This window comes from Paenibacillus sp. J22R56, from assembly GCF_056269375.1.
Map to the genome: position 1 here is coordinate 319,792 of NZ_JBWDNV010000003.1, position 13,917 is coordinate 333,708.

The following is a 13,917-nucleotide window of genomic DNA, read 5'->3' on the forward strand; positions in this document are numbered from 1 at the left end:
TCGAATAACGCATTAGATCCAAATATGAACGATAAGGTCGAGCAGCTTAATACCAATGAATGGTGCAATGACGCCGCCAAGCCCGTATATAAGCAGGTTCTTGCTTAACAACTTGGATGCATTCATCGGTTTATAAGCAACCCCTCGCATCGCAAGCGGGATGAGGAGCGGAATAATGACCGCATTGAAGATAAGCGCCGAGAGGATCGCTGATGAAGGCGAGCCGAGTTTCATAATATTCAGGACATCCATCTGCGGGATCGCAATCATGAACATCGCAGGGATGATGGCAAAATATTTGGCGATATCATTCGCAATACTGAATGTTGTAAGAGCGCCGCGGGTCATTAGCAGCTGCTTGCCGATAGCCACAACCTCGATAATCTTCGACGGGTCGGAATCCAGATCGATCATATTCGCAGCTTCCTTCGCTGCGATTGTACCGCTGTTCATCGCAAGCCCAACATCGGCCTGGGCAAGAGCAGGGGCATCATTCGTCCCGTCTCCCGTCATCGCAACAAGACTGCCTGCAGCCTGCTCTCTTTTGATCAGCGCGATTTTATCCTCAGGGCGGCTCTCCGCCACAAAGTCATCCACGCCTGCTTCACGGGCAATCGTTGCTGCCGTCAGAGGATTATCGCCAGTACACATGATGGTCTTGATGCCCATCCGGCGGAGCTCAGCGAATCTCTCCTGCATGCCTGGTTTAACGGTATCCTTCAAATAAATAATACCTAGAATCCGGTTATCAACGGAAACAGCAAGTGGTGTTCCGCCAAGGACAGCAACAGCTTCACCGGTGGAATCGAGATCGGCTGGGATCGTACCCCCTAGAGACGATACCCATTTCTTAACGGCATCAACGGCGCCTTTACGTACTTTTCTTCCATCTGGCAAATCGGTACCGCTCATACGAGTTTCTGCTGTAAAAGGAATGAAGGAAGCCTGCTCAATCTGCTCTGTTGGGTAGGAGAGCTGCTTGGTCTTCATCAGCTCTAATACAGAGCGTCCTTCCGGCGTCTCGTCTTTGGCGGAGCTGAGTGCTGCCCACTCGCCAAGCTCTTGTACGGTTGATCCCTTAACAGGAAGGAAATCGCTGGCCATCCGGTTCCCGAATGTAATCGTACCGGTTTTATCCAGAATCATTGTGTTAATATCGCCGGCTGCTTCAACGGCTTTGCCTGACATCGCCAATACATTAAACTGCGTTACGCGATCCATACCGGCGATCCCGATGGCTGACAGCAGACCGCCAATCGTGGTCGGAATGAGACAGACGAGCAGGGCGATCAGCACGGGCACATCCAGCTCTACACCAACATATTTGGCGATAGGGGCCAGGGTAACGACAACGATCAAGAAGATAAGCGTAAGGCTTGTAAGCAGGGTGTTCAGAGCCAGTTCGTTTGGCGTCTTTTGCCGCTTTGCGCCTTCAACAAGTGAGATCATACGATCAATAAACGATTCGCCGGGATCACTCATAATGCGAACCTTGATCTGGTCGCTGACGACACGTGTACCGCCGGTAACGGAGCTGAAGTCACCGCCAGCTTCTTTAATAACAGGAGCCGATTCACCGGTAATGGCGGATTCATCAACAGAAGCAAGGCCTTCAATGACTTCGCCATCGCCCGGAATCATCTCGCCTTGTGAGACGATAACAATATCGCCTTTCCGAAGCTCGGTAGATACGACTTGTTTTACACTATTGCCGACCATTTTGTTAGCCGTAATGTCCTGTTTGCTCTTCTTAAGCGAATCGGCCTGCGCTTTACCGCGCCCTTCGGCCAATGCTTCTGCGAAATTCGCGAAGAGTACCGTGAATAACAGGATAAGAAACACCGTCAGATTGAAGCCTACCCGATCTTCTGTTCCGAAATAGCCGGGCAGCAATGTCATAAGCAGTACGACAAGTGTACCGACCTCAACGACGAACATGACGGGGTTTTTCATCATTGTTAGTGGATTTAATTTGATAAAGCTGTCCTTGACCGCACGGCTTAAAATAGCGGAGTCCAGCATAGATTTACGTTTCGTAGTCACCTTTTACTCACCTCATCCTTATCCGTTAGCGAAGCGTCAGATACTCTGCAATTGGTCCAAGAACAACGGCAGGCAGGAACGTCAGCGCTCCAATAATTAATACGGTTCCTACAAGAATCCCTGTAAACAGCACGTTATCTGTCCGGAATGTACCCGATGTCTCTGGCACAGGCTGCTTACGGACCAGTGAACCGGCTACGGCAAGCATGGCAATCATCGAGATATATCGTCCAAACAGCATGACCAGTCCGGTTGTAATATTCCAGAAAGGTGTATTATCGGCTAATCCCTCAAAGCCGGAGCCGTTATTTGCTGCTGATGAGGTGTACTCATACAGCACCTGTGAGATGCCGTGGAAGCCTGCGTTGCTAATTGAGCCTTGGCCTAGGTCGGTAAGGAAAGCGATAGCGGTCGGCACCAGGATAATAAAGGGATGGGCGAGTATGGCGATCGCGATGAGCTTCATCTCACGCGGCTCGATTTTCCGTCCAAGAAACTCCGGCGTACGTCCAACCATAAGTCCGGCGATAAATACTCCGAGTATGGCGTACATCAGCATGTTAATGAGACCAACACCCTTACCGCCAAACACGACGTTAAGCATCATCTCGGCAAGCGGTACGAGTCCGCCAATTGGTGTCAGCGTATCGTGCATGTTGTTTACCGTACCGGTTGTCGCTGCTGTTGTGACTGCTGTAAACAGAGCGGATTGTGCGATACCAAAGCGTACCTCTTTACCTTCCATACTGCCTTGTGAGGCATCCACACCAAGATTGTTCAGTGCTGGATTGCCATGCAGCTCAGCGGTATAGACCGTTGCCAGAAAGACAAGGAACAAGGTCATCATCGCGGAAAATATAACCCAGCCCTGCTTACGGTTTTTCGCGAATCGTCCGAATACATAAGGCAGCGATGCAGGAAGCGCCCACATCGATAAAATTTCGATGACATTCGTCAGTGGGTTTGGATTCTCGAATGGATGAGCCGAGTTGACTCCGAAGAAACCGCCGCCGTTGGTACCTAAATGCTTGATTGATTCTAGGGATGCCACAGGTCCGATCGCGATATTTTGCGTGGCTCCTTCTAGTGTTGTTGCGGTTATGTTCGGATCAAACGTCTGTGGCACATGCAAAGCCACCAGTACCAGCGTGACAAGCACAGCCAGCGGCAGAAAGATCCGGGTATGCGACTTCACGAAATCCTCGAAGAAGTTACCGATTGTTGTGCCTTTGCTCGTCAGACCACGGATAAATGCAATCGCAACCGAGAAGCCTGTAGCCGCTGATGTGAACATCATCATCATAATGACGGCCATTTGAGAGAAGTAAGAAAGCCCGGTCTCCCCGCTGTAATGCTGCAAGTTCGTATTCGTGATGAAGCTGATGACGGTATTAAAGGACAAGGTCTGTTCCATACCGCCGATGTTATTCGGATTGCCAGGGAGCCCGCCTTGAAAGCGCAGGATCACATAGCTGATGGCAACTAATACGATATTGGTTAGAAGAAAGCTAAGCGCGTATTTTTTCCAGGTCATGCCTGCTCGCGATTTTAAGCCGATCACGCTGTAAATGATTCGTTCAGACCACCCGAATACTCGGTCGGTTCGGTTTGGCTCATTCGAGTAGACGTGATAAACGTACGAGCCAAGTGGCTTGACGAGCAGAACAAGCACGCCAATCACAATAAGAAGCTGTAAAATATCCATATTGACCTCCCGCGATCGTTTAAGGGACTAAAATTTTTCTGGATTAATGAGGGCGTACACTAAATAGAGAAAGATAAGTAAGGCCAGACAGAGTGTGATTATCATCGTTTCTCCTCCTCCTGAATGGAGCGGTCACACCATTGCATAAATCCGGCGAAGAGTACGAATACAGCTGCCAGAAGCAGCACCATATAGATATCCTGCATAAATCTACTCTCCTTATTAAGAATTGGTACACAAATGGCTTATTTTAGCCAATTGAGCAATTATTGCTTCGTAAGCATGGAATTTTTAAACGTTTTGGCTGTTTGCCATGAAATCATTTGATATGAGAAAAGAAGTCTCACCACTGCTGGAATGAACCACATAATTCGCACCCATTCCTTTATAGATCAGTCGCGGGTTTGTGCTGTCGGTAATGACACAGATCGATTTCGACGTCCAGCTTCGGCAGATCTGAATGTAGCGGCAGCAAAGGTTCAAGCTTCTCTCGAATAAGAAAATCCGACCAATCGGAAGCTCCGGCACTCGCCATGTGGCTTCATCATTTGTGCTAATGACAATGATCGTAGTCACATCAAGTGCGAGCATTCTCTCATATTCGGCCTTATTATTTACCATCGTTGCAAATGGGATTCTCCGATGTTGCAATTGTTTAATAAAGTCCTCGCCCTGTACATTTGGTGCAGATACGAGAATATAATCGTTCATCCTATTTCTCTCCTCTTTTATTAGAGGAATCAACGACAAAAAAGCCACGGAAGAGGGACTCTTCACGTGGCTTATAAGCGCAGCAGAAAATAAACCGCACCTATGTTCACGATCATCGTTGCCTCTCTTGTTACGCTTACGAGGTTAGCTGACGGATTCGGGCGTAAGAGTCGCCCTACGCCATAAAGCTCGCTTGAGCCGTTCTGGCGATTCACCCCGTGGATGCTAGCTGCTTGAGCATGCCATCCGATTGGTTCCCCCGTTCCCCTGTGAAGGAGATTAAGCGATAAAGACATTTTCAAATATAATTAGAAAAAGACCGCAGAGGAAAGTCCCCCGCGGCCCCATAAGGTCACAAGAACACATCATCCTCTCTACCTGGAAAATGCCTCCGCAGCTTTAAGCTTGCTGTGCCGTGGCTGACATTTTCTTCGCTTACGAGGTTAGCTGACGGATTCGGACGGTGAGAGTCGCCCTACCAGGTCCAGCTGTGAGCAGCCTTTCCCGGATTCACCCCTGATAAGCAAGACACACCAGCTCTCACACCGATGCAATAGCGCCTATCGTTTGGTTCCCCCGTTTCCCATGACGGAAACTCAGCGAATAAAGCATACATTTCATTTGCTGAATCGTATGTTACGCCTGACTAAGGTTAATGTAAATGAAACATAGAGGCGGCATATTGTCTAATTCTCACAATGAGATTGGTTAGAGCGTTTACATCGCAGACGAACTCTAGAATGCTCTTTATCAGTCTCTGTATCTCTTGATTGCGATAAATGTGCACCGAAACTTTGCTTGAAAATGAATGAAGAAGGGAGAAAAGGTGGTTCCAGCATTTTTCAAAGGGTCCAGTCCAGGTAAGGATATTCCTCTCAAGCACGATGTACGAGGTTAAGGTCCCTTAGGGACTCTAACTAGCGCGATGAGTGGTTAAACGACGAGGTTAAGGTCCCTTGAGGACCTTAATGCAGCGGATGGAGCGTCAAACGGGGGAAAACTAGCTGGATTTTGAAGAGTTAAGGTCCCTAAGGGGCCTTAACTGATGTTCGATAACTGAATAAAGTAGACTTAAGATCCATTGGGGACCTTATCACGGCGAATGAAGCGATAAAGTGAGGGGAACTAGCCGGTTTGCGGCAGCAATAAGACCCTCGCAGGGTCTTATTCGAAGGTTCTGCTGGAGATAAATAGTAATAAGACCCTCCGGGGGTCTTATTCGAATAGTGCTGTTGCGGGCTTCTGTCAATTGGCGGGAATCGCCCCTTGTTTTCGTCCGACAATTTTGGGACAATAGGAGTCAGTATGCGGTTTAGGCCGCGTTTGTGAAAAGAGGATAAATAATGAGTACACCTTCCATATATGGATTTACATTAGAGCAATTAATCGCATGGCTGGGCGAGCACGGACATAAAAAATCCCGGGCCTCGCTGGTATGGGACTATCTATACCGGAAGCGGGTTACGAGTTTTGCTGATATGACGGAGCTCCATTCGGACTGCGTGAAGCTGCTCGAGGAGAACTTCGCGATTCAGACACTCGCTGAGCATACGAAGCAGGTGTCGAAGGACGGTACCGTGAAGCTGCTGCTTAAGCTCGATGACGGCAACTTAATTGAGACGGTCATGATGCGGCATAAATTCGGCTTATCTGTCTGTGTGACGACGCAGGTTGGCTGCAACATCGGCTGCAGCTTCTGCGCGAGCGGCTTGCTTAAGAAGAGCCGAGATCTGACAAGCGGTGAGATTACGGAACAGATTATGAAGATTCAGCTTCATCTTGATGAAGCAGGTCAAGGCGAGAAGGTCAGCCACATCGTTGTGATGGGTATCGGCGAACCGTTTGATAACTTCACACACCTTAATAACTTCCTGACAACAGTGAAGGATCACAAAGGTCTTGCGATTGGCCCGCGCCATATTACCGTATCGACCAGCGGACTCGCGGATAAAATCAGAGAGTTTGCTGATAAGGACCAAGGCGTCAATCTTGCCGTATCGCTGCATGCACCAAATAATGAGCTGCGTACGCGGATCATGAAGATTAACAAGGCCATTCCAATCGAGAAGCTGATGCAGGCGATTGATTATTACCTCGAGAAGACGAACCGCCGGATTACGCTTGAATATATTTTGCTGAAGGATGTTAACGATCATCGTGAGCATGCACTTGAGCTTGCCGAGCTGGTGGGTGACCGCCGCCGTTCGCTCGTGAATGTGAACCTGATTCCTTACAATCCGGTTGATGAGCACAGCCAATACCAGCGCAGTGAGAACGACTCCATCAAAGGCTTCTACGACACGCTCAAGAAGCAAGGGGTTAGCGTTAGCGTCCGTCTGGAGCATGGCGCCGATATCGATGCGGCTTGCGGCCAGCTGCGTAGTAAGCAGATGAACAAGGAAAAAGTCGGATAACGCAGCTATAAAAGAAGCCATGATCAGAGGATCATGGCTTTTTGCTTCAAATATAAGAAAGTATAAATTTACTCTATACTACGCTTATATTTCACCCGCGAAACGATGCTGCTCCTCTTAAAAGAATTTCAACATGCTCTTTGTGGCAATTCTTACTTCGAAAGCATAGACCTAAGGACGGTGCAGCCGTTTACGCTTAGGAACAGTGCGGGTCTTATGACCAATACAGGCTGCTATGCAGAACTGCGCGGCATAATAGGTCGTCATAATGATCACATCGGAGCTCGCAACCTCCGAGATGAACTTATTCCAGGCTAGTACGGAGTCCGAGGCCATAAACAGCAATGCGCCAGCTATCGCCCATTTGTTGCCGGACATTATGGCCGACCAGCTCATTAAGGAAATTGCTGTTACATAAACAAGGACAGGTCCTTTCAGACCGCCATCTCCTGATTTAGTGAGCGCATCAAGTAACTCATAACCCATATAAACGGCATATGCTCCAATAGGTACGATAGCGGTAAGCCGCCATACGGAGAATTGCCATTGCCCGAAGAAGCCGCTCAAATAAAACAAATGTCCGATCAAGAAGGCTGACAGCCCAACAATGAAATTGTCGAGAGTGACATCGCCGATGACGCAGAAGATTAGGCCGATGAGCAGGATGTGCTGAAACCGCTTACCATTATCGCCAGGCTGCAAGTAGGCATAAACGATGATAAGGAGCATCGGTATACTTTTGAAAATTAGCTTGACGGCATGCGGTTCTGAAGGAATGATAAAAATGTAAAGCAAGCCCATAAGCAAAATGAGTGCTGGCATTATTTTATTCAATTGTCATCGCTCCTTTTGTCCTACTATAGCACAGATAAATTCCTTTTATTAGTACATAGTCTTCTATCGAAAAGGCGGGGTTTAGGATGAATGGATTACAAGTATTTGAAAAGCAGCAGGCCTATTATCGTACGGGTGCAACCCGGAGCTTGGAGTTTCGTCTAGGGCAGCTGGCTAAGCTGCGCCAGGTGATCGAGGAGCGGGAGGCTGCGATCATGCAGGCTCTTCGCGAGGATCTGAACCGAAGTGAAAAGGAATCTTTTTTGCTCGAGATAGGGCTTGTGTATAAGGAAATCTCCTTCATGCAAAAGCATCTTAAGCGGTGGATGAAGCCCGCCAAAGTGAAGACGGCCTTCACCCACATAGGCAGTAAAGGATATATCGTGCCGGAACCACTAGGTACGGCACTTATTATTGCTCCATGGAACTACCCGTTCCAGCTGGCGATAGCACCGCTTGTTGGGGCAATCGCTGCAGGCAATACGTCTGTGCTCAAGCCATCGGAGCTGTCACCGGCAGTGTCTGAGGTGATGTCTTCCCTTATTCAAGATACGTTTGATCCAGCTTACATTACCGTCATGGAGGGCGGAGTTGAAGTAAGCAAGGAGCTGCTTGATCTTCCGTTTGATAAAATTTTCTTCACAGGCAGTGTGAATGTAGGTAAGCAAGTGATGGCGGCAGCTGCTAAGCATTTGACGCCGGTTACGCTGGAGCTTGGAGGCAAGAGTCCGGCCATTGTTCATCATGATGCTAACCTCAAGCTGGCGGCCAAGAGGGTTGCCTTTGGCAAATTTATAAATGCTGGGCAGACCTGTATTGCTCCCGATTATGTGCTCGTGCACCGCAGCGTGAAGGAGCAATTCATAGAACTCCTGCACAAGTCGGTTACGAAGTTTTACGGCAAAGATCCGTTGGAGCATCCGGATTATGGGAGAATCATATCAGGGCGTCATTTTCAGAGGTTATGTGATTTTCTCCAGAATGGTGAGATTACTATAGGCGGGCGTGTTGATGAAATGTCTCAGCGTATTGAACCAACTGTCCTGACTGATGTGGACTGGAGTATGCCGGTTATGCAGGAAGAGATTTTTGGCCCCATCCTGCCGGTGCTTGTCTATGATGAACTGCAGGAGGCTATTGATCTGATTAATGCGAGACCAAAGCCGCTTGCTCTGTATCTGTTCAGTGATAATCAGGCGATTCAGAAGCGGGTGACGGAGGCTGTACCGTTTGGCGGCGGGTGTATTAACGATACGCTTATGCATTTGGCGACCCCTTACTTGCCGTTTGGCGGGGTAGGCGAGAGCGGCACAGGCGCTTATCATGGCGAGGAGAGCTTCCGTACGTTCTCCCATATGAAAAGCGTGCTGAAGCAAACAACAAAGTTTGATTTCGCATTCCGATATCCGTCGGCAAAAGGCGGCCTAGCGATCATTCGGAGACTGATGAAATAAGGGTTGGAATAGCGGTAAATGCATGAAAGGCCCATATCTATTTTTTACCAAAATTTCGATTGACTTCTCCCGGTTTGCTCAGTAACATGGGGAGGCAAAACCATTACTTTACAGCACTCGTCCGTACATCCTTGGCGTAATGGAGCAGTCAATTGAGGAGGTAATGAACGGATGGAACAAACACCTACACAGCCGGAGCAGGAATTTCAATTAAAAAGTATTTTTCTCCCGCTTGTTGCGATTATTTTAGGCTGCTTTATGGTTATTCTCGATACAACTGCGATGAACGTGGCACTGTCGAAGCTCGTGGAGGATTTCCATACGCAGCTTCCTACTCTTCAATGGACGGTAACGGGCTATATGCTTGCGCAGGCAGCTGTTATCCCTCTGGCAGGCTGGTTATCTGACCGGTTTGGTGCGAAGACAATTTTCTTGACCTCGGTCGTACTTTTTACATTGGGGTCGCTGCTATGTGCGCTTCCGAATGACCCGCAGATGCTAATCATGTTCCGTGTCATACAAGGGCTTGGCGGCGGCTTTGTGCTTCCAGTAGCGATGGCTTATGTCTACCGTCTCAGCCCGCCGAATAAGGTGGGGCAGGTGATGGGGCTGCTTGGGGTACCGATTCTGCTGGCCCCGGCGATTGGACCCGTTCTCTCCGGTTGGCTGGTCGAATACCATTCTTGGCGCTGGATATTCCTCATTAATCTGCCGGTTGGCATCATCAGCGTATTGTTTGGTCTATGGAAGCTGCCGAAGCTGGATACCAAGAAACTTGCCGGCTTCGATATACCAGGCATGATCCTAGGTCCGCTTGCATTCGCAGCGCTGTCCTATGGTCTTAACCAAGGTGCTGAAAGCTGGACTTCGGATAAAACGATCGGCGGACTTATTGTTGGCGGTATTGCGCTTATTGCTTTTATCTTTGTTGAGCTCCGCGTGAAGCATCCGCTGCTTGATCTCCGTGTATTTCGTTCTGTCGACTTTTCGTTTGGAATTGTGGTGCAGTGGATCGTTCAATTCTCGCTGTTTGGCGCAATCTTCCTCTTGCCGCAGTTCCTGCAGCAAGGACGTGGATACGGTGCGTTTGATACGGGACTGACCTTGTTCCCGCAAGCGTTGGCATCGGCCTGCATGATGCCGATTGGCGGTTATTTGTTTGACCGAATTGGGGTTCGCTGGCTCGTTGTAATCGGGCTGAGTCTGGTATCAGGTGCGATCTTCCAATATTCTAACCTCGATATTCATACAGGCAGGGAAGATCTGCTGCTGCCGCTTATTATGGCAGGCGCAGGTATGGGGCTTATGATGATGCCGCTTAACTCTCATCTGATTAATAAGACGCCGCGTGAGCTTGTGAGCCGGGTAACCTCGCTTACCAGCGCGATGCAGCAGGTCATCAGTTCCCTGGCTGTAGCCCTGTTAGTGACGATCCTCACGAAGCGGATCGGAACTCTGATGACGGAGGCGAATGTATCTCCGGATGTGCTTGCTAGTCAAACTTCCGGCAATGCCGCGGAAGCTAATCCGGAGCAGCTTCAGCAACTGCTGGCCCTTGCTGTAGATGCGTTTGATTATACGTTTGGCATCATGGTGTTTGTCGCGATTACTGGTGCTCTGCTTGGCCTTCTGCTCCGCAGAGGTAAGAAGAACATAGGTGAAAGCACATCGGTAGAAAAGCAGGAGTCAGCACTCGAAGGGCTCCATATAGGATAGACTTATAAGCGCTCGGCTTTTATAGCCGGGTGCTTTTTTTTATCTGAAATGGTATGAAATAGCTGGAAACGTTCACAATATAACGAGTTCAAGCTACTCATTTCATGCCTGAAGGAGAAAACAATCAACATGATGAAACAGAACAAACGTTGGAAAACGACCGTCATTGCCGCTGCTATGGCGCTAAGTCTAAGTCTTGCACCGGCAAATGGCTGGGCTGCAAGTCAGGCGGGCCAGGCAAGTGAGCATGGAGCTCATCGAATATGCCTGAATCCTGCAGCCGAGAAGCTGAAGGCTGATCTAAGGCTGCTATGGATTGATCATGCGGTATGGACACGTAATACCATGATCAGTATGCTTGCAGGGCTCGAGGACACCAAGCCGGTGCTGAATCGACTGCTGCGGAATCAGCAGGATATTGGCAATGCCATTAAGCCTTACTATGGTGAAGAAGCTGGCAATAAGCTGGCGGAGCTGCTTAAGGAGCATATCGTACTTGCCGGCAAGGTCATCGAAGCAGCTAAAAACAACAACAAGAAAGACTTCGAGAAGTTCAATAAAGAATGGTACCGGAACGCTGACGATATCGCGAAGTTTCTAAGTGGCGCTAATCCGAATTGGGCCTATACCGACTTGAAGCAGATGATGGATAAGCATCTGGATCTGCTGGCTGGCAACCTGACCGCAAGGCTTGCGAAGGATTGGGAGAAGGATATTGCTGCTTATGATGCAGGACAGGCGCATCTGATGATGTTGTCCGATACGCTAGCCGAGGGCATCGTGAAGCAATTCCCTGATAAATTTAACGGTCCGGTAGCGGGAAGCGCAGCGCCACGAGCAAATCCATAATAATAGGAAGAGGTTGTCCCATTAGCCGGGGGCAGCCTCTTTTTGCGTATAAACAGACTTGTTTGTCAGGTGTTGATCTCTCACTTCTCGGGTTTTGCCGCTGCCTATCTCATTAGATAATAGAAACAGATCAGGCACACAGATTGGAGATGAAAGAACGACATGAATTTTGGCGTTTGTTATTATCCGGAGCATTGGCCGGAAGAACGCTGGCCGTTGGATGCGAAGATGATGCGGGAGGCCGGCATTAATGTCGTACGGATCGGGGAGTTTTCCTGGTCCAAGCTTGAACGAAGAGCTGGTGAGTACAGCTTTGAATGGCTGGACAAGAGTCTGTCGATTCTGGCTGCAGAAGGGATTCGGGTTGTGCTGGGGACACCAACGGCTACACCGCCCAAATGGGTCATGGACCGTCATCCCGATATTTATATGCAGGATAATAAAGGGCTTGTCCGCGGCTTTGGCCATCGCAGACACTATTGCTACAACAACCCGAACTACCATGTCCATGTTCAGTCGATCGTAACGGCAATGGCGGAGCGCTATGCTCACCATGAGAATGTGGTTGCATGGCAGATTGATAATGAGTTTGGCTGTACCGATACCACACGTTGTTATTGCAGCAACTGCCGCACCGCTTTCCAACAATGGCTGGAGAACAAATATGGCGATATCGATAACTTGAACGAGCAGTGGGGGACCGTATTTTGGAGCCAGATTTACAATGCTTTTACTGAAATCGAGCTGCCTGCCTATACGGTATTTCCGCTTCACAATCCTGGTATGGAGCTGGACTTCCGCCGGTTCTCATCCGATTCGGCTGTGCAGTTCCAGAAGCTTCAGTTAAACATTTTGCATGCAGTCGCTCCGAGCCAGCCAGTCACGCACAACATGATGGGCATGTTTAATGAAATCGATGACTTTGATTTGTCGAAGGAACTGGATTTCGCATCGCTGGATACGTACCCGAATCTGATGTTTGCTGATAAGCCTGACCCTCGGGATACCGCACTTAACCTAGATGTTACCCGCGGCTTCAAGCAAGCGAATTTCTGGGTGATGGAGCATCAAAGTGGCCCGCCGGGCGGTAATATTTTATTCCCAACACCAAAGCCAGGCGAGCTTCGCAAATGGACTTATCAATCTGTTGCTCATGGCGCAGATGCCATCCTTTACTTCCGCTGGCGGACCTGTCTATTCGGAGCCGAGCAATTCTGGCACGGTCTGCTGCCGCATGACGGCAATCCTGGCCGGCGTTATGAGGAAGCGGCACGTACAGGTGAGGAGCTGCAGCGGCTGTTACCTCTCATGGAAGGCTTAGGCAGCCAGGCAGAGGTGGCGATTATCAGGTCCTACGAGAACGAGTGGACGATGGAGATTCAGCCGCAGACGTATGAGCATCGCTATAGCCGACAGCTTATGGCGTATTATAAGCACTTCTATGACAATCGGATTCCAGTTGAAGTCGTATCGGATAATTGCGATTTTGAAGCTTATAAGCTGGTCGTTCTGCCGCACTATATGATGGCGAAGCCGGGAGTTGCCGAAAGGCTGGAGCGTTATACGGCAGCAGGCGGTACGGTAGTGCTTGATATCCGCGCCGGGACTAAGTTGTGGAACAACCGAATGGATGATACCCCATTGCCGGGAGCATTCCGGGAGCTGCTTGGCATCCGCATCACCGACTACGGGACGCTTCGTCAAGGCGAATCCCGCCGGATTACAACGAGGGATGAAGAGAATGCCGGAAGCGGAACGATCTGGTATGACATTATCACTGCCGAGAAGGCCGAACCAATTGCTTGGTATGGTGAGGATTACATGGCAGGAACACCAGCAGCCACTCGTCATTCCTTTGGGCAAGGCAACGCTTATTATTTTGGCATTGGAGCTGATCCTGATGGTATGCGCAGCCTTATGGGACAAATATGCAAATCTGCCGATATCCGTCCGATTACCGAGGTAATGGCGCCGGAAGAGGTGGAGCTGGCACGAAGATCGGGCAGCACGCAGCGATTTATCTTTGCGATTAATCATGCGGGAGAGGAACAGGCGATTGAGTTGGCAGCACCAATGCTGGAGCTGATCTCGGACCGTATGCTGGAAGGTCCCGCCGTCATTCCTGCTTATGGCGTGTACGTATTTACTTCGCTTAGCTAGTTCGATGAACGACCAACCTGCTGTCAAGAAA

10 protein-coding genes and 2 riboswitches are annotated in these 13,917 nt (G+C 49.3%); of the genes, 5 read left to right on the plus strand and 5 right to left on the minus strand.

Features of this window, described 5'->3' with window-relative positions; genetic code table 11:
- Positions 1-12 precede the first annotated feature (12 nt).
- The 4 genes from kdpB to AC0YNT_RS09420 form a co-directional block, all read right to left on the minus strand.
- Entirely contained in the window at positions 13-2,043 is a 2,031-nt protein-coding gene (kdpB, locus tag AC0YNT_RS09405; protein WP_475804337.1) for a potassium-transporting ATPase subunit KdpB, read from the minus strand.
- A gap of 25 nt (positions 2,044-2,068) precedes the next feature.
- Positions 2,069-3,748, minus strand: coding sequence for a potassium-transporting ATPase subunit KdpA (gene kdpA, locus AC0YNT_RS09410; protein WP_475804338.1), 1,680 nt, complete (start codon positions 3,746-3,748; stop codon positions 2,069-2,071).
- A gap of 27 nt (positions 3,749-3,775) precedes the next feature.
- Positions 3,776-3,853, minus strand: a complete 78-nt coding sequence (kdpF, locus tag AC0YNT_RS09415) for a K(+)-transporting ATPase subunit F (RefSeq protein ID WP_475804553.1) — start codon at positions 3,851-3,853, stop codon at positions 3,776-3,778.
- A 186-nt stretch (positions 3,854-4,039) separates the two neighbouring features.
- Positions 4,040-4,459, minus strand: coding sequence for a hypothetical protein (locus AC0YNT_RS09420; RefSeq protein ID WP_475804339.1), 420 nt, complete (start codon positions 4,457-4,459; stop codon positions 4,040-4,042).
- 117 nt (positions 4,460-4,576) lie between these two features.
- Positions 4,577-4,755, minus strand: a riboswitch (cyclic di-AMP (ydaO/yuaA leader).
- Positions 4,756-4,877: 122 nt separating this feature from the next.
- A riboswitch (cyclic di-AMP (ydaO/yuaA leader) is annotated at positions 4,878-5,071 on the minus strand.
- Positions 5,072-5,802: 731 nt separating this feature from the next.
- On the opposite strand from AC0YNT_RS09420, the gene rlmN reads away from it, so the two are divergent.
- Positions 5,803-6,873, plus strand: coding sequence for a dual-specificity RNA methyltransferase RlmN (gene rlmN / locus AC0YNT_RS09425; protein WP_475804340.1), 1,071 nt, complete (start codon positions 5,803-5,805; stop codon positions 6,871-6,873).
- Between the two features lie 171 nt (positions 6,874-7,044).
- Here the strand turns inward: rlmN and AC0YNT_RS09430 are convergent, their stop codons facing one another.
- Positions 7,045-7,707 (minus strand): lysoplasmalogenase, encoded by a 663-nt coding sequence (locus AC0YNT_RS09430; protein ID WP_475804341.1) that lies wholly within the window; start codon positions 7,705-7,707, stop codon positions 7,045-7,047.
- An 86-nt stretch (positions 7,708-7,793) separates the two neighbouring features.
- Between AC0YNT_RS09430 and AC0YNT_RS09435 the strand changes: the two genes are divergently transcribed.
- The 4 genes from AC0YNT_RS09435 to AC0YNT_RS09450 all read left to right on the plus strand — a co-directional run bounded on the left by AC0YNT_RS09435 (position 7,794) and on the right by AC0YNT_RS09450 (position 13,886).
- Positions 7,794-9,161, plus strand: coding sequence for an aldehyde dehydrogenase (locus tag AC0YNT_RS09435; protein WP_475804342.1), 1,368 nt, complete (start codon positions 7,794-7,796; stop codon positions 9,159-9,161).
- A gap of 171 nt (positions 9,162-9,332) precedes the next feature.
- Positions 9,333-10,877 carry a DHA2 family efflux MFS transporter permease subunit gene (locus tag AC0YNT_RS09440; protein WP_475804343.1) on the plus strand — a complete coding sequence of 515 codons (1,545 nt, stop codon included), beginning with the start codon at positions 9,333-9,335 and terminating at the stop codon, positions 10,875-10,877.
- 129 nt (positions 10,878-11,006) lie between these two features.
- Positions 11,007-11,726 carry a glycosyltransferase gene (locus tag AC0YNT_RS09445; RefSeq protein WP_475804344.1) on the plus strand — a complete coding sequence of 240 codons (720 nt, stop codon included), beginning with the start codon at positions 11,007-11,009 and terminating at the stop codon, positions 11,724-11,726.
- A 162-nt stretch (positions 11,727-11,888) separates the two neighbouring features.
- Positions 11,889-13,886 carry a beta-galactosidase gene (locus AC0YNT_RS09450; protein WP_475804345.1) on the plus strand — a complete coding sequence of 666 codons (1,998 nt, stop codon included), beginning with the start codon at positions 11,889-11,891 and terminating at the stop codon, positions 13,884-13,886.
- Positions 13,887-13,917: the final 31 nt, after the last annotated feature.